This is a genomic window from Myxococcus sp. AB025B (assembly GCF_006518215.1).
GTDB lineage: Bacteria > Myxococcota > Myxococcia > Myxococcales > Myxococcaceae > Myxococcus > Myxococcus fulvus.
Genome location: NZ_SRLW01000221.1, coordinates 1 through 17,034, shown reverse-complemented (window position 1 = coordinate 17,034; position 17,034 = coordinate 1). Strand labels below are relative to the sequence as shown.

Sequence of the window (17,034 nt, the reverse complement as noted above, 5' to 3'; positions counted from 1 at the left end):
AGCTGTGTATAAGAGACAGCTCCGGGTGCGCGGCGAAGTACGCGCGGGCCTCGGTGAGCACGGCGTCCGGCGCGGAGGCCAGCACCTGGCGGACCCGGGCGCGAGCGGGGGTGTAGCGGATGACGGGGACGGGGTGGGCCCGCTCGACGGGGCCGGCGTCGTAGCCCGCGCGGTTGAGCAGCGCATAGAGCGTGAAGACGCGGACATCCGCGCGCACCTCCAGGCCACCGGGGGTGTACTGGCTGGCGAACCAGTCCTCTTCCGAGGCGATGGAAACCTGGTCGGTCGACCCCGCGACCGCCGGGGGCGACGCCAGGAGCCCGAGCAGTGGGAGGACGGCCAGGTGGGGGGCTCGCATACGGAGCCCCAAGGCTAGCACGCGCCCTTCAGGCGGCCGGCGCCTTTCCGATGAGGGTGCGAATCATGTCCCGGTTGTCCCGGGCCTTCTGGCCGAAGAAGCCGACGATGCCCATCAGCAGCTTCACGCAGGCCTGGGGCTTGGTCGCCAGCAGCTTCTGGAAGTCCGCCGCGCGAATCTCCAGCGCGGACACGTCCGTGACGGCCGTCGCGGTGCAGAGCCGCTCACCCTTCTGCACCAGGGCCAGCTCGCCCAACGGCTCGCCCGTGCCCACCTCGCCCAGCGACACGTCCTCACCGGAGGGGCTCCTGGCGCTCAGCCGCACCGTGCCCTCGCCGACGATGATGAGCGACTCGCCCGTCTTGCCCTCGACGAACAACGCGGTGCCCTTGGGGAAGGCCCGAGGCACGGCCACACCCGCGAAGATCTGGATGCCGGTGTCGGTGAAGCCCTTGAAGAGAGGGCACGCCTTGAGGGTGTTCGCAGGCACGAGAGCCATGGTGCCAGGGTCCTAACACGGGCCGCGCGGGCCGGCGAGTCAACGGCTGGCGCGGTACTCGGAGGCGATGTGGACGTAGTGCTGAGCGGACAACAACAGGAACTCCCGCTCTTCCGGAGTCACCGCGCGCTTCACCTTGCCGGGGGAGCCCACCACGAGCGAGCCGGGGGGAATCTTCGTCCCGGGCGTCAAGAGCGTCCCGGCGCCGATGATGCAGTCGTCCCCCACCTCCACGTCGTCCAGGAGGATGGCGCCCATCCCGACGAGCACGCGGTTGCCCACGGTGCAGCCGTGCAACACCACGTGGTGCCCCACCGTCACGTCGTCACCGATGAAGGTGCTGGAGCGCCCGCCGGTGACGTGGATGAGGGACAGGTCCTGGATGTTGGTGCGCTGTCCGATGCGGATGGGGTTCACGTCCCCGCGCATCACGGTGTTGATCCACACCGAGGAGTCCTCGCCCAGGTGCACGTCGCCCACGACCTGGGCGGACTCGTCCACGAAGCAGCTGGGGTGGACGGTGGGCAGCACGCCGCGAAACGGCCTGAGCGCCATGTCTCAGGCCTCCGCGACGACGTGGAACGGCGAGTCGGGACGCGGCACGGGCAGCGGCTCCACGGTGGGCAGCTGCAACACCGCCACCTGCTTGCCGGCGAGCTGGTTGGGCGTGGAGCGGTCCACCTTCACCGTGACGAACGCGCCCGCGGGGGCGTCGCCGTCGAAGTTGACGGTGCGGTTCTCCGGCGTGCGGCCGAAGCGCTTGGCGGCGTCGTAGCGCGAGTGGCCCTCCACCATGACCTCCACCTCGGTGCCCACGAGGGCGGCGGTGGTCTCCGCGCTGATGCGGCGCTGCAGCTTCTGCAGGCGCTCCAGGCGGGCGATCTTCACCTCGTGCTCCACCGGGCCCCAGTCCTTCTCGCGCAGCGCGGCGCCGGTCTTGGGACGCGGGCTGTAGATGAAGGAGAACTGGTTGTCGAAGCGGACCTGCTCGGTCAGCTTCATCGTCATCTCGAAGTCCTCCTCCGTCTCGCCGGGGAAGCCCACGATGATGTCGGTGGTGACGGCGATGCCCGGGCGCGCGTCGCGCAGCTTCCGCAGCCGCTCCAGGTACTGCTCCACGGTGTAGTCGCGGCGCATCATCTTCAGGATGCGATCACTCCCGCACTGCACGGGCAGGTGGAAGTGCGGAGCGATCTTGGGCTGCGTGCGGAACGCCTCGATGAGCTCGTCCGACAGGTCATGCGGGTGGCTGGTGGTGAAGCGCACGCGCTCGATGCCCGGCACCTCCGCGCAGCGCAGGAGCAACTGCGCGAAGGACACGCCGCCCAGGTACGAGTTCACGTTCTGCCCGATGAGCGTCACCTCGCGCACGCCCACCTTGGCCAGCCCGTCCACTTCCTGGAGCACGTCCGGGAAGGCGCGGCTCACCTCGCGGCCGCGCGTGTGCGGCACGATGCAGAACGAGCAGACGTTGTCGCAGCCCTTCATCACCGTGACGAACTCGGTGACCTTGCCGCGGGACGTCTCCGGGTCGGCGCGCGGGAAGACGTACTCCTCGGAGTCGACGAAGGCCGTCTCGACGACGCGCGCGCGCTCCGACTCGACGCGGCCGATGATGTCGGGCAGGCGCGCGATGTTGTCGGGGCCGAAGACGAAGTCCAGGTACGGCACCTTCTTGATGAGGCGGTCCTTCTCCTGCTGGGCCACGCAGCCGCCCACGCCGATGAGCGCGCCGCGGCTGGCCTTCACCGGCTTGTAGCGGCCCAGCGCGGACAGCATCTTGTCCTCGGCCTTCTCGCGGATGGAGCAGGTGTTGAGGATGATGAGGTCGGCGTTCTCCGGCACCGGCGTCGGCTCGTAGGACATCTTCGCCAGCACCTCGCTCATGCGGAGCGAGTCGTTGACGTTCATCTGGCAGCCGAAGGTGTGGATGAAGTAGCGCTTCATGCGATTTCTCTGAGCAAGAACGTGCCCTTATGCGACGGCCGGGCGTGGAAATCAACCGAACCGGGGACGGCGGTCATCCCTGGCTGAAGAGGCCGGTCATCCGGGTGTGCAGGTCCACCAGCCGAGCCTCGTGCTCCTTGAGGAGCGCCAGGGTGTCCTCGCCATAGCGGCGCGCCAGGGCGTCCGTGGCCTGCTCCTGCTTGACCAGCTCCCCGCGAAGGCGGGTCCTGAGCTCGTCCGTCTGGGGGCTCGGGGGCTGGGACTCGAGCTGACGCAGCTTGTCGTCCAGCTTGCGAGCCGTCCACCGGCGGCCTCCGAAGGCGCGCAGCAGGGACACGCCCTGCTCCAGCGTCTTGGCGTCGAGGCCGGAGGCGTCCTGGGCCTGGCGGTGGGCGGTGGCGAGGGCCTGGGCGCTTCGGTCCGAGCCCGCGTGGGAGAGGAAGGCCTCCTGGAAGCGCACCAGGGCGTCGAGCAGCGCGGCGTCCACGCGGGGCGTGGCCATGCGGAGGGTCCGGTCATCCGCCGCGGAGAGGTCCGTGCCGGACTCGCGGTTGGGGACGTCCTGGTAGCCGTGGTCGTCGAAGAGAGAGGGGGCCATGGGCGCTCCTGGGGAAATCGCGGGGATGTGTAACAGGGCCCGGTGCGCCACGGTAGGCTCGTGGCGCGCCGGGCCTCGGGTGGGGTCGTGTCGGTCGGGGGCCCGTCAGGCAGGTCGGACCCTCGTCCCCTCTCCTCTCGGCCGACCGGAATCCGGGGGCGGTTGCGTATCAGGCGATATGACTTCTTGGACAGCACCTGTGGTGGGTCGGTGGTGGTTGTTGGGTCTCCTGGGTGCCCTGCCCGCGCGGGCCGAGCCGGTGCGGCTGGCGGATGTGGCGGTCCCCGGGAGCGTCGTCAACACGGGGCCCATGGGGCTGACGGCGATGGAGGGGTACGCGCTCTTCTTCGGGGAGAACTCGCGCGAGCTCTATCGGACGGATGGGACGCCCGAGGGGACGAAGCTGCTGCGCACGCTCGCGTGGCGGCCCGAGCCGCTCGGCCCCGACAACTTCGGGTGGCAGCCTCCGCCCCGCTTCGCCGTCCTGGGCGCGAGCGCCTGGTGGCGGGGCCCCGAGGGATTGTGGACGACGGACGGCACCCCCGAGGGCACGCGCTTCATGGGGAGCCTGGGGCTCGCCGAGTCGCCGACCACGCCCGTCTCCTTCGGAGGCGCGCTCTACTTCTCGGCGGGCTCGCGGCTGTATCGCTCGGATGGCACGGTGCAAGGGACGCGCGAGCTCGCGGCGTTCGCCATGAAGGACCTCGGCGTGACGCCGGCCGTGGAGGCGGGAGGCCAGCTCTTCTTCGAGTGTGAGTCCGAGACGTCGGGGCTCGAGCTGTGCCGGACGGATGGCACGGCCGCGGGCACGGGTGTGGTCGCGGACCTGGTGCCGGGCTTCGGCAGTGGCGTGCCTCGGCTGCTGGGCGCGGTGGGAGACCGGGTGCTCTTCTCGACGAGCGCGGGAACGGCGACGAGCCCGCGTCGACTCTACGCGAGTGACGGCACGGAGTCGGGCACGGTCCTGCTGCACGCCACCGCGTCGGTCCGGGATGCCGCGGAGGAAACGGTCGCGGGCATGGGGCTCGCGCAGTCCCCCACCCTGTTGGACGGCGTGGCGTACTTCCCCTGCGTGAGCGAGGCGACGGGCGAGGAACTCTGTCGCACCGAGGGCACGGCGGAGAGCACGACGATCCTGGACCTGAATCCAGGCACGGGCGCCACGTCGCCTCGCAAGCCGGCCGTACTCGGTGGGAGGCTCATCTTCCAGGCGTGCGAGTCCCTGGGCGTGGGCAACGGTCAGGAGTGTCGGCTCCATGCGAGTGACGGCACGGTGGGCGGGAGCGAGGTCGTCTGGGGGGCGAAGCCCTTCGCGGGAATCGGGATGCGCGCCGGCCTGAGCGCGGTGGGCACCCACCTCGTCTTCTACGGTCATCAGGACGGGGGCTCGAGCTCGCTGTGGGCGACGGATGGCACGCAGGATGGAACGAGGCTGTTGCTGCAGCTCTCGCCCGTCGAGCAGTTCGTCATCGCGGACCTGCGACGGGACGCGGTCGTCTTCGGGGGCAAGCTGCTCTTCCCCGCGAGCGACGGACTGCGTGGGTTGGAGCTGCACTTCACGGATGGCACGCAGCAGGGCACGAACATCGTGGCGGACCCCACCCCGCGGCGGGGCACGGGTCGGGTCCTCGACATGGCGGCGCTCGACGAGCGGCTCTATGTGACATCGCACCTGGGGGCGGGCCAGCAACTGATGCGGCTCGACGGCACGACGCCGGCCAAGTACCTCCACTTCGCGACGAACAGCCTCAACGATTGGATCCAGCTGGCGCCCTTCCAGGGCCAGGTATTGCTCTCCACGGCCTCGGGCTTGTGGGCCACGGATGACAGCGCCACGGGCATCCACCACGTGACGGGGGATGTCTCCTCGGCCCGAATCATCCCCGGCGGGGACAAGGCCTTCCTCACGGTGGGAGGCCAGCTCTGGCTCACGGACGCCACACAGTCGGGGACCTTGCGCATCTCGGATGCCCCTGAGGGCGTGTCCGAGCCGGCGTACGTCCAGGGGAGTCTCTGGTTCAGCGGCAAGACGGAGGATGGTCGCCTGGAGCCCTGGACGACGACGGGAGAGCTCGGCCTGACGCGCAAGCTCAAGGACATCCACGTCGTCACCAGCGACGGGGGCTCGGCTCCACGCGAGTTCACGGGGCTGGGCGCGCTGACGTTCTTCTCCGCGAGGGACGAGGCTGGCCGCGAGCTGTGGAGGTCCGACGGCACCATGAGCGGCACGGTGCGCGTGGCGGACCTCCGTCCGGGGGAGGCCGGTGCGTCACCCGAGCAGCTCTTCGCGTGGAAGGGCCACCTCTACTTCTGGGCGACGGCGACGGAAGGTGTCACGACGCTGTGGAAGACGGATGGGACGGAGGCTGGCACGGTGTCGCTGCGCGCGGCGACGTTGAGGCGTGCTGCCACGGCGGATGGATTGGACGACGCGAACTTCGTGGCGTGGGGCGAGCACCTGTTCTTCGGCGGCGCGGACGCGGAAGGTGGCCGCGAGCTGTGGCGCACGGATGGGACGGAGGAAGGCACGGTGCGAGTCGCGGACCTGATGCCCGGCGTCGACTCGGCGCATCCGAATGCAATGCTCCTGGCGTCGCCCGAGGGCCCGCTGGTGTTCGCGGCGCTCGGTCCCACGACGGGGCGCGAGCTGTGGCGGTTGGATTCACCCACGGGAGCGCCGTCCCTGCTCGCGGAGATGATTCCGGGGGCGCGAGGCTCGAATCCGAGCCGCCTCACGATGGTGGGCTCGACGCTCTACTTCCAGGCGGATTACGGGCAGGGCATGACGGTCTACAAGCTGGCGGGCCTCATCTCGGACACCTTCCCGCCGAGGGTCAGCTGTCCGCCCAACCAGTCCGTGCAGGCGACGAGCACTCGAGGCGCCGAGGTCCGCTTCGAGGACGCCACGGCCTACGACGACTCGGGTGAAGCGCTCACGCTCGACGCAAGCCACGCCTCCGGAGCGACGTTCCCGGTGGGCACCACGGAGGTGACGTTCATGGCCAAGGACCTCGCGAGCAACGAGGGCACGTGCACCTTCTCGGTGACGGTGACGGGAACCTCCCAGCCAGACGCGGGTCCGTCCACGCCGGATGCGGGAGGTCCTCCGCCCACGCAGCCGCCGGACGAGGACAGCGGCTGTGGCTGCCAGAGCGGTGCCTCTTCCCTCCCCTGGGCGATGGCGCTGTTCGCGCTGCTCGGCCTGTCGCGGCGTCGCCCTCGCGTGACGCCCAGGTAGGCCTTTGTCGCAGGCCAGCCGCCCGAGCCCCGCTGAAAGCCGCCTTGCAATCCGTCGGATGTATAGCTAGCTATATATCGTGCTATGGATTGGAGGTTCGGCATGGAAGTCGATTTCCTCGCGGGGCTCGGAGTGGGTTTCCTGGGCAGTCGTCTCAAGCGGTTGGCGGAGCGGATGCAGGCCGACGCTGGGGAGGTGGCCCGTTCGTTGGACCTGCCGGTGATGCCCGCGCAGATGTCGTTGTTGATGACGCTGCGGCTGCACGGGCCGATGACGGTGGGCGAGGTGGCGGAGCGTCTGGGGGTGGCGCAGCCGACGGTGACGCGAGCGCTCGGGTCGCTGGAGGAGTTTATCGAGACGCGGCGCTCGCCGGACGATCAGCGCGCGAAGGTGCTGGCGCTGACGTACAAAGGCGAGGCGCTGCTGGTCCGGGTGCAGACGCAGCTGTTGGCGCGCATCGAGCCCGCAGCGGCCCAGCTGGTCGAGGGCCTGTCGGGTGACTTCATGCAGGGCCTGGCGAAGGTGGAGGCTCGGCTGGCCGAGTCCTCGATGCTGAAGCGGATTGAGGCCGCGGGCCCGCCGGCGATGTGGGTGCGTGACTTCTCCGATGACCAGGCAGAGGCCTTCCACCGCATCAACGCCGAGTGGATCCAGGAGATGTTCAAGCTCGAGGAGAACGACATCGCGCTGCTGTCGAGGCCGCGCGAGTTGATCCTCGACAAGGGCGGCGTGGTGCTGTTCGCGGAGACGCCGAAGTTGGGGGTGGTCGGCACCTGCGCGCTGATGGTGTCGAAGGACGGCTGGGTGGAGCTGACGAAGATGGGCGTGCTGAAGAGCGCGCGCGGTCTGAAGGTCGGTGAGTTCCTGCTCGCGAAGACGCTGGAGCGGGCGTCCAGCCTGGGCATGGACAAGATCTACCTGCTGACGAACAAGAAGTGCGGCCCGGCCATCCATCTGTACGAGAAGCTGGGCTTCGTGCACGACGCCGAAATCATGCAGCGGTTCGGCGCACGCTACGCGCGCTGCGACGTGGCGATGTCGTATCAGCCGAGCAGACGTTCGTGAGTCCCCTGCCCGGCCATTTCGGCGGAGGTCCGCTCAAGCCGGGACGAGCTGGTCCGCGATGCGCGCGAGGTCCGACACGGAGGTCACCACCACGGCCTGGTGACAGTGCTTCTCGTACGTGAGCATCTCGCTGTCACCGATGCCCCAGTTGCCACGCTCCTCGGGGCAGATCCACAGCACGCGCTTCGCCTTGCGGCGCAAGTCCTTCAGCGCCCAGACGTTGTTCGCGTTGTAGTTGTTCCGCCCGTCCCCAATCACCATCACCGTGGTCCGCCGGGTGATGCTGCCCAGGTGGTCCCGGGTGAAGTCCGCCAGCGCACGGCCATAGTTCGAGTTGGCGCTCAGGGACACCGTCTTCCCCGCCGTCGCCATGTCGATGGCCTCGTCCACGTCCAGATCCTTGAAATACTGCGTCACCTCGCCCACGTCGGACACGAAGACGAACGAGCGCACGCGTACGAACAGCGACTGCATCGTGTGCATGAACAGCAGCATCATCCGTGACGCGTTCCGGACCGAGTCCGACACGTCACACAGCACCACCAGCTCCGGGCGCTCGGGCCGGCGGCTGCGGAACTGGGGCACCATCGGCACCCCACCCCACGTCATGTTCCGACGCAGCGTCCTTCGTACGTTCAGCGCCCCCTTGCGGTGCGAGCGCTGCCGACGAATCAACCGGCTGCGCAGCTTCTCCGCCAGCGTGCGCACGGCGGACTCCATCTGGTCCACCTCCGCCTGCGAGAGCAGGTGCAGCGGCTTGTCCTGCGCCGTGTCCGTCCGCCGACGGATGCGAGCCTCCGCCTGCCGCTTCACCTCCTGTCGTGCGGCGTCCTCGATCTTTCGCATCGCCGCGGCCACGTGCCGCGAGACGATCTCCACGCCCTCCGGCGCCAACCCACGCGCCTTCAGCTCCGCCTCCAGCGACTTCATGTCGGACCGGGCCTTGTCGATGCCCGCCCCCGCCAGCATCCGCCGCGCGAAGAACCCCGCTTGCAGCGGACTCTCCAACTGCGACAGGTCCAACTGCAGCGACGCCATCCGGAAGATCTGCGCCAGCCGCGCCCTGTCCCCCTCCAGAACCGCCTGCGCCAGCGGCGACATCTCCGGCAGCAGCAGGTTCATCTGGTAGGTGACCATCTTCAGCAGGTCCCCATCCAGATACCCCTCCTCCTGGAGCTGCGCGGCCAGCGACTTGTCGATGGCCTCGAACGTCGCCGCCGCCCCCGAGAAGAAGAAGTCGAACGCGCGGTTGAACGTGTCCACGTCCAGCTCACGCTTCACCAGCGTGGTCCGCAGCACCGCCCGGAACAGCGCCCGGTCCGTCAGCCCCACCTCGGCCGCCGCCTTCAGCGCGTCCTGCACCTCGGACGTGCTCACGCGCACGCCGTTCTGCCGCAGCACCTCCGCGAACTCGACGATGCGTGCGTCCATCAGCCCCGCCCCGTCCGCTCGAAGGACATCACAGCTTCCACGTGGTGCGTCTGGGGGAACATGTCCACCACCTGAAGCGCCACCGGCCGATAGCCCGCCTCCACCAGCCCCGCCGCGTCCCGCGCCAGCGAGGCCGGGTCACACGCCACGTACACCACCCGACGGACCCCCAGCGCCACCATCCACTTCGCCAGCCCCGGAGCCCCAGCGCGAGGCGGGTCCGCCAGGCACACGTCGAACCGACGCCCCTCGGCCACCAGCCCGTCGCAGACCTTCCGCGCATCGCCCTGCACGAAGCGCACGTTGCTCACGCCCGCCTCACGCGCACTGCGCTGAGCCAGCTCCACGCCCACCGGGCTCGACTCCACTCCGAGCACCGACTGGACGCCCGCCGCCAACGGGAACGTGAAGTTTCCGTTGCCCGAATACAGCTCCAGCACCGACTCCTCGTCCCGCCCCGCCAGCTCGAAGATGGCCGACGTCACCAGCCCCACGTTCGCCTCCGCGTGCACCTGGGCAAAGGCATCCGGCCGCAGATACAGCGGCACCTCCGGCCGCAACGGCGAGAGCGAGCGCAGCACCGGCCTGCCCACCAACCTCGGCGAGCCCTCCTTCGGCACCAGCACCGCCCCCTCCATCCGCAGCGCCCGGACCGCGCCCTCCGCGGCCTCCAGGTGCCGCGCCGTCACCGGCCCCGTCAACGTCACCGCGAAGGCCGCCTTGTCGCCCTCGGCCAGCAGCAGCACCTCTTCGGTGTCCTTCGCCAGCGGCTTGAGCAGCGGCACCAGCTTCCCGGGCAGCGCCGTCAGCACGGGCGTCAACGCGCCACACTCGGACACCGCGAGCCGCTCATGGCTGCGCCGGCTGAAGTACCCGAGCGTTCCCTTTCCCGCCGGGTGCAGCACCGCGCGCCGCCGGTAGCCCCAGTCCCGAGGCGCGACCATCAGCGGCCGGACGGTGAAGTCCTCGCGCCGCAGGTGCCCCAGGTGCTCCAGCGTCGAGAGGACGATCTCCTGCTTCGCCTCACGCTGCGCGGACTCCGCGAGCCCCAGCCAGTCACACCCGCCACACTCCCCGGCCAGCGTGCACGGCGCCGGACGCCGCGCGGGCCCGGGAGTGACGACCTCGCGCAGCACCCCGCGCAGCACCCGTCCCTGGGTTTCCAGGTGGACGCGGACGGTGTCGCCCGGGAACGCGCCCGGGATGAAGACGGTGCGCCCCTGCCAGGACGCGACGCCTTCGCCGAGCTGCCCGAGGCGCTCGATGACCAGTGGGATGGGTGTCTCGGGGAGGGGCAGCATGCAGGCGCTCGATGGGGCGCCCTCAGGCGGGCCGCCCTACTTCCGGGTCGCGTCCGACGGGAGCTCCGAGCGCAACCGCTCCACGAACTCGCCGATCCGCGACCGCTTGTCGTCGTCAACGTCCAGGAACTCCACCGCCATCCCCGGGGACTGGGAGGACGCGGCGCCGAGCGCGTTGGTGCGCGTCACCCGGCCCTTCAACTCCACCGGGAAGTGCGCCCCCGGCAACGTCACCAGCAGCTTCACCACCGTGTCGACCGGCAGCGGCTTGTCGGTGTTGATGTAGAGCCCGCCTCGCGACAGGTTGACGGCCCAGTCCGTCACGAACCCCGCCACGCTCCGGTACGCCACCGGCAGCTCGTACTCCACCCGCGGCGCGCGGTGGTCGATGGGGTTCTGCTTCTCCGAGGTGTCGGCCATTCGAGGGGCTCCGCCGGGGAAGTCGTCCGTACCACCCTCCCCCAGCGGCGCACCTTAGCCTCGGTCGCTCAGACTTTCATCTCGCGCACGTCCGGGGCGATCTTCAGCTTGGGCTCGGTGAGCTTCTGCACCAGCTCCACCGTCACGCCCGGGGCCAGCTCGCGCAGCACCAGGCCCTCCGGCGTCACGTCGATGTAGGCGTGGTCCGTGACGATGTGGTGCACGCACTTGAGGCCCGTCAGCGGCAGCGAGCACTTCTTGAGGATCTTCGGCTGACCCTCCTTGTTCGCGTGCTCCATGGCCACGTAGATGCGCTTGGCGCCCACCGCCAGGTCCATGGCCCCGCCCATGCCCTTGATCATCTTCCCGGGGATCATCCAGTTCGCCAGGTCCCCTTCCTCGGAGACCTCCATCGCGCCCAGGACGGCCATGTCGATGTGGCCCCCGCGGATCATCCCGAACGACAGCGCCGAGTCGAAGAACGACGCGCCCTTCACCGTCGTCACCGTCTCCTTGCCCGCGTTGATGAGGTCCGGGTCTTCCTTGCCCGCCTCGGGATAGGGCCCGATGCCGAGCAGGCCGTTCTCCGACTGGAGCACCACCTCCACGCCCTCGGGGATGTAGTTGGGGACGAGCGTGGGGATGCCGATGCCCAGGTTCACGTAGAAGCCATCCCGCAGCTCCTGGGCGATGCGCTTCGCAAGCTGTTCACGAGTCAGTGGCATGGGGTCCTCAGGCCGTCTTGCGGACGGTGCGCCGCTCGATCCACTTCTGGAGGTTCTTCGCCTGGACGATGCGCTTCACGAAGATGCTCGGGATGTGCACCTGGTCGGGGTCCAGCTCGCCCGGCTGAACAATCTCTTCCGCCTCGACGATGGTGACCTTGGCCGCCATGCACATCATCGGGGAGAAGTTGCGCGCGGTCTTGTTGAACACCAGGTTGCCCCACGTGTCCGCCTTGGCCGCGTGGATGATGGCGAAGTCCGCCTTCAGCGGCGTCTCCAGTACGTGCAGCCGCCCGTCGATGACGCGCGTCTCCTTGCCCTCGGCCACCTGGGTGCCCGCGCCCGTCGGCGTGAAGAACCCGCCGATGCCGCAGCCGCCCGCGCGGATGCGCTCGGCCAGCGTGCCCTGCGGGTTGAGCTCCACGTCCAGCTCGCCGGAGAGGAACTGGCGCTCGAACTCCTTGTTCTCCCCCACGTAGCTCGACACCATCTTCTTCACCTGCTTGTTCTGGAGCAGGATGCCCAGCCCGAGCTCGGTGGTGCCGCAGTTGTTGGAGATGATGGTGAGGTTCTTCACGCCCTTGCGATGAATCGCCTCGATGAGATTCTCGGGGTTGCCACACAACCCGAAGCCGCCGCTCATCAGCGTACAGCCGTCCGGGATGTCGGCGACCGCCTCGTCCGCGCTCGCGTAGACCTTGTTCATGCGCCCTCCTGATAACGGAAACGGGGTGAAGGCCCGTCGAAGGCCCTCACCCCGCCCCTCTCCCCGTGGGGAGGGGGTGGACTACCGCTCCACCATCAGCGCGATGCCCTCGCCGCCGCCGATGCACAGCGACGCGACGCCCCGCTTCTTGTCCTGGTCCTTCATCGTCTGCAGCAGCGTCACCAGCACGCGCGCGCCCGAGGCGCCAATCGGGTGCCCCAGCACCACGCCGCCGCCGCGCACGTTCACCTTCGCCGGGTCCAGCCCGAGGATGCGGTTGTTGGCGATGGACACCACCGCGAACGCCTCGTTGATCTCCCACAGGTCCACGTCCGCCGCCTTCACGCCCTTCTTCGTCAGCAGCGTGTTGATGGCGTCCGCCGGAGCAATGGTGAACTCCACGGGCTTGCGCGCCGCCTGCGCGTAGCCGGTGATGCGGCCGAGGATGGTCTTCCCCTCCGCCTTCGCCCGCTCCTCGCTCATCAGCACCAGCGCCGCGGCGCCGTCGTTGATGGAGGACGCGTTGGCGGCCGTCACCGTGCCGTCCTTCTTGAACACGGGCTTGAGGCCGGGAATCTTGTCCGGCTTGGCGTTGCGAGGACCCTCGTCCTCGGACACCGTCGTCTCCTCACCGGGCTTCTTGCCGGGGATGACCACGGGGACGATCTCCGCGGCGAACAGGCCCTCCTTCTGGGACTGGATGGCGCGGCGGGTGGACTCCAGCGCGAACTCGTCCTGCTGCGCGCGGCTGATGTTCTGCGACGTGGCGCACTCCTCGGCGCAGTTGCCCATGTGGACGTTGCCGTACACGTCCCAGAGGCCGTCGTGGATCATCGCGTCCTTGAACTCCACGTTCCCCATGCGCGCGCCGCCACGCATCGTGTGGCTGATGTACGGCGCGTTGCTCATGGACTCCATGCCGCCCACGACGACGACGTCCGCCTCGCCCAGCGCAATGGCCTGCGCGCCCGCGATGACGGCCTTCAGGCCGGAGCCACAGACCTTGTTGAGCGTGGTGGCGGGAACTCCCTCGGGCAGGCCGGCGAACAGCGTGGCCTGACGGGCGGGCGCCTGGCCGACGCCGGCCTGGAGCACGTTGCCCATGATGACTTCCTGCACGGCCTCGGGCTTGACGCCCGCGCGCTCGAGCGCGGCCTTGATGGCCACAGCGCCCAGCTGCGGAGCCGTCAGCTTGGAGAGCGCCCCCTGGAAGGAGCCGATGGGGGTACGGGCCGCGCCCACGATGACGACTTCACGAGCCATGAATCTGTCTCCCTTGAGGATGTACGGAGGTCCTTCGATAACAGCGGCGCTCGCCCTTATCACCGGGCGTTCCCCGGAGTTCAAGCGTCCTCGCTCGCCGTCCGGCCCGGAGCGTCGCCTGTCCGACCGGTCGGGAGGTCGGCGCCCATTCCCCCGAAAAGGCAACGGCCGGGCCCCCTTGCGGGAACCCGGCCGTCACGCCGTGAAGCGGCTCGCTGACTACTTCTTGGTCAGCTTGCCCATCACGTCGCCGAGGCGCGCCTTGGAGCCTTCCGCCTGCTTGCGGAGGTACTCGCGGTAGTCGTCGCCCTCGCCGATCAGCGCCTTCATGGACAGCGCGACCTTCCGGTCCGGCGTGTTGATGTCGATGATCTTCACCTCGACATCCTGGTTCTCCTGCACCACGTCACGCGGGTTCTCGACACGCTCCTCCTTCAGCTCGGAGACGTGGACGAGGCCCTCGATGCCCGGCTCGATCTCCACGAACGCGCCGAAGTCGGTGACCTTGGTGACCTTGCCCTTCACGCGGCTGCCCACAGGCAGGCGCTCGGACAGCGTCTCCCAGGGGTCCGGCTGGAGCTGCTTGATGCCCAGGCTGAAGCGCTCGTTCTCGACGTCGATGTTGAGGACCACCGCCTCGACCTCGTCGCCCTTCTTGAACATCTCGCCCGGGTGCTTGATGCGCTGGGTCCAGGAGATGTCGGACACGTGCACCAGGCCGTCCACGCCCTCCTCGACGCCGACGAACACGCCGAAGTCGGTGACGTTGCGGATCTGACCCTTGATGACGGAGCCGATCGGGTACTTGTCCTCGAGCAGCGTCCAGGGGTTCTGCTCGATCTGCTTCATGCCCAGCGCGATGCGCTTGGCCTTCGGATCGATGTCCAGGACGACGGCCTCCACCTCCTGGCCGACCTCCAGGATCTTGGACGGGTGCTTGAGGCGCTTGGTCCAGGACATCTCGGACACGTGCACCAGACCCTCGACGCCCTGCTCGATCTCGATGAACGCGCCGTAGTCCGTGATGGACACGACCTTGCCCTTGACGCGCGTGCCGACCGGGTACTTCTCGTCGGCGCGGTGCCACGGGTCCTCCTGGATCTGCTTCAGGCCCAGGCTGACGCGCTCCTGCGTCGGGTCGAACTTGAGGACGACGACGCGGACCTCGTCACCCACGTTGAACATCTCGCTGGGGTGACCGATGCGGCCCCAGGACATGTCCGTGATGTGCAGCAGGCCGTCGATGCCGCCCAGGTCGATGAACGCACCGTAGTCGGTGAGGTTCTTGACCACGCCCTTGAGGACCGCACCCTCCTTCAGGTTCTTGAGGGTCTCCTTCTTCATCTCCTCGCGCTGCTTCTCGAGGAGCACGCGGCGGCTCAGGACGATGTTGCCGCGCTTCTTGTTGAACTTGATGACCTTGAACTCGAATTCCTTCGAGATGTACTGGTCAAGGTTGCGCACGGGCCGGATGTCGACCTGGCTGCCCGGGAGGAACGCCTTCACGCCGATGTCGACGGAGAGGCCACCCTTCACGCGGCCGACGATGGTGCCCTTGACGATCTCATCGCGCTCGCAGGCGGCGCTGATCTCGTCCCAGATGCGCATCTTGTCGGCCTTCTCCTTGGAGAGGACGACCATGCCGGTGTCGTTCTCACGGCTCTCCAGGAGGACCTCGACCGGGTCGCCCGCCTTGACGGAGATCTCTCCGCGAGGGCTGGTGAACTCGGAGATCGGGACCTGACCCTCGGACTTGTAGCCGATGTCGACGATCGCGAAGTCCTTGGTCACCTGCACGACGGTGCCCTTGACGATCTCCCCTTCCTTCAGGATGCCGTCGCCACCGCGCTGCTTGAGCGACTCTTCGAACATCGCCGCGAAGTTCTCATCGCCGGCGTCCGTCTCGATCTGCTGGTTCACGTTCTGCTGCATGGAGTTGGAAGTCCTTTGAAACGGTACAGCTGCCCCCTGATTTGATGGACGGGGCCTCCGCGCGGGGAGCAGCGGGAGGTCACGGACGTCCCCACCTCTGGGGACTTTTGAATGAAGCCGCGCACCCTAGACACCGGTTATTCCGGTAGTCAAGCGCGCTCGTGCCCCATGTGCTGATCACGGATGCGCTCCGCCGGAACTGTCAAGACCCGGCGGGACCTTCCGCATCACTCGAACTAAGACCGCTCGCCCTCCCGCGCACCCCTGACAGCAGGGCGCCACGCGAGCGACCGGTGCACCTGCCCGGTCAGCGAGCCCGCGCACTGTACTCGAAAAATCCGCTGAAATGCGACCGCTCGCGTGCAGGCCCGTTCCGCTCGTGGGTCGAGGTCCGCGAGTCCGGTGCCCGGCGTGAGTCATGGGGGAGGTGCGCCCGGGGGGGTGGACTGTTTTCCCGCACGTCGGCGGCCGCGGGCCTCTTCCTTCCCTTCCCTCTCATGAGGTCGTCGCCCTCGCTCCGGGCTGGCGTCGTGTACTGGGATTTCAAGAAGGACATAGAATGCCGCGTTCACTTCTCGGCTGGCACAGGATGTCCATGCTTCGTTGGAGCCCTTCCCTGCTTCTGGTGGTCGTTGCCCTGCTGGGCGCGGGTCGTGTGTCCGCACAGGGGGTGGACTCGAACCGGCTCATCCTGTCGCGCGACAGGAACGTGGAGGTCCTGCTCGTCGAGGAGAAGGCCTACGCGGGCGCGTCCCACACGCTGGGGTGGCTCTACTACGACGACCTGGTGTCGCGGGGGTACGTGGACGTCGGGAACCCGGATGATCCCAACGACGACGTGCTCATTGACGTCGAGGGCAATGGCATCCCGGACTTCCACGAGGACTTGTACAACCTCAATCCGGACCGGGGTTACATCGGCGAGGCCACGCGGTGCATCCCGGAGCGCATCTTCTTCCATCGGCGGGCGGAGACCGGTGAGGTGCTCCGCCTGCGCGAGCCGGAGCTGCTGACGGGCGGTTGCACGTCGGCCACCAGCTACTCGCCGAATGGTGGGCCCAAGCGATGGCCGGACGATGTGCCGGACTATCCCGCGCGTCCGGTGGGCGCGGTGGTGGGGCAGCGCGTGCGCGACGCGACGGACCTGGTGGATGCGAGCGGGAACTTCCGCGCGGGCGCGGTGCCGGGGCTGCTGGATGCGTACTTCAGCGACCGGGGCGTCTTCCCCCACATCCCCAACCTGCTCGAGCCGGATGACGCACAGAACGGGCACATGGGGTTGGGGAACATCATCCTGCTGAGCACGGATGACGATGCGAACCTGTGCCCGGGGTCGCCCGCGGTGGAGTGCCTCACGCCGCGGCTGGCATCCGGGGGCCCGGGGCAGCCGGCGTCGGTGGGGCCCATCTGGGACCTGTCGGGCGCGGTGGACGGGCTGCCCGATTACAAGGCGAGCGCGTTCGGTCCGGATGGGCGGGTCATCGCGGGTCGGGACGTGACGGCGACCATCAACGAGGAGGACCGCCGGGTGAGTCTGGGGACGGTGACGGG

At 68.7% G+C, this 17,034-nt stretch carries 13 protein-coding genes and 2 pseudogenes; 3 read left to right on the top strand and 12 right to left on the bottom strand.

The annotated features are described in order from the left end of the window. The 5 genes and pseudogenes from FL311_RS30010 to FL311_RS29990 form a co-directional block, all read right to left on the bottom strand. Positions 1-358 (bottom strand): annotated as a pseudogene (locus FL311_RS30010) (hypothetical protein); the annotation flags it as partial. Positions 359-386: 28 nt separating this feature from the next. Beyond that, entirely contained in the window at positions 387-857 is a 471-nt protein-coding gene (locus FL311_RS30005) for a cyclic nucleotide-binding domain-containing protein (RefSeq protein WP_141330461.1), read from the bottom strand. A gap of 39 nt (positions 858-896) precedes the next feature. Continuing rightward, positions 897-1,412 carry a gamma carbonic anhydrase family protein gene (locus FL311_RS30000; protein ID WP_141330459.1) on the bottom strand — a complete coding sequence of 172 codons (516 nt, stop codon included), beginning with the start codon at positions 1,410-1,412 and terminating at the stop codon, positions 897-899. 3 nt (positions 1,413-1,415) lie between these two features. Further along, positions 1,416-2,804, bottom strand: a complete 1,389-nt coding sequence (gene miaB / locus FL311_RS29995; protein ID WP_141330456.1) for a tRNA (N6-isopentenyl adenosine(37)-C2)-methylthiotransferase MiaB — start codon at positions 2,802-2,804, stop codon at positions 1,416-1,418. A 73-nt stretch (positions 2,805-2,877) separates the two neighbouring features. Then, positions 2,878-3,402, bottom strand: coding sequence for a hypothetical protein (locus FL311_RS29990; protein WP_141330454.1), 525 nt, complete (start codon positions 3,400-3,402; stop codon positions 2,878-2,880). A 217-nt stretch (positions 3,403-3,619) separates the two neighbouring features. Between FL311_RS29990 and FL311_RS29985 the strand changes: the two genes are divergently transcribed. Both FL311_RS29985 and FL311_RS29980 read left to right on the top strand, forming a co-directional pair. Continuing rightward, positions 3,620-6,640, top strand: coding sequence for an HYR domain-containing protein (locus FL311_RS29985; RefSeq protein WP_194869418.1), 3,021 nt, complete (start codon positions 3,620-3,622; stop codon positions 6,638-6,640). Positions 6,641-6,742: 102 nt separating this feature from the next. Further along, the gene (locus FL311_RS29980) at positions 6,743-7,705 is read left to right on the top strand and encodes a GNAT family N-acetyltransferase (protein WP_141330450.1); all 963 of its coding nucleotides are present in this window, start codon (positions 6,743-6,745) and stop codon (positions 7,703-7,705) included. Positions 7,706-7,738: 33 nt separating this feature from the next. On the opposite strand, the gene FL311_RS29975 is transcribed toward FL311_RS29980, so the two are convergent. The 7 genes from FL311_RS29975 to FL311_RS29945 all read right to left on the bottom strand — a co-directional run bounded on the left by FL311_RS29975 (position 7,739) and on the right by FL311_RS29945 (position 15,483). Then, a complete protein-coding gene (locus FL311_RS29975; RefSeq protein ID WP_141330448.1) occupies positions 7,739-9,136 on the bottom strand; it encodes a VWA domain-containing protein in 1,398 nt (465 codons plus the stop codon). After that, positions 9,136-10,437: a class I SAM-dependent RNA methyltransferase gene (locus tag FL311_RS29970; RefSeq protein WP_141330446.1), complete on the bottom strand. Its 1,302-nt coding sequence runs from the start codon at positions 10,435-10,437 to the stop codon at positions 9,136-9,138. The genes FL311_RS29975 and FL311_RS29970 overlap by 1 nt, the downstream gene beginning before the upstream one ends. A 36-nt stretch (positions 10,438-10,473) precedes the next feature. Next, a complete protein-coding gene (locus FL311_RS29965; protein WP_141330444.1) occupies positions 10,474-10,857 on the bottom strand; it encodes a TIGR02266 family protein in 384 nt (127 codons plus the stop codon). Positions 10,858-10,925: 68 nt separating this feature from the next. Next, the gene (locus FL311_RS29960) at positions 10,926-11,582 is read right to left on the bottom strand and encodes a CoA transferase subunit B (protein ID WP_046713814.1); all 657 of its coding nucleotides are present in this window, start codon (positions 11,580-11,582) and stop codon (positions 10,926-10,928) included. Positions 11,583-11,589: 7 nt separating this feature from the next. Further along, the gene (locus FL311_RS29955; RefSeq protein ID WP_046713813.1) at positions 11,590-12,288 is read right to left on the bottom strand and encodes a CoA transferase subunit A; all 699 of its coding nucleotides are present in this window, start codon (positions 12,286-12,288) and stop codon (positions 11,590-11,592) included. 81 nt (positions 12,289-12,369) lie between these two features. Then, entirely contained in the window at positions 12,370-13,551 is a 1,182-nt protein-coding gene (locus FL311_RS29950) for an acetyl-CoA C-acetyltransferase (RefSeq protein WP_141330442.1), read from the bottom strand. A 219-nt stretch (positions 13,552-13,770) separates the two neighbouring features. Beyond that, on the bottom strand, positions 13,771-15,483 hold the full coding sequence (locus tag FL311_RS29945) for a 30S ribosomal protein S1 (protein WP_141330440.1): 1,713 nt from the start codon (positions 15,481-15,483) through the stop codon (positions 13,771-13,773). 595 nt (positions 15,484-16,078) lie between these two features. On the opposite strand from FL311_RS29945, the pseudogene FL311_RS29940 reads away from it, so the two are divergent. Beyond that, positions 16,079-17,034, top strand: a pseudogene (locus tag FL311_RS29940) (pilus assembly protein PilY); the annotation flags it as partial.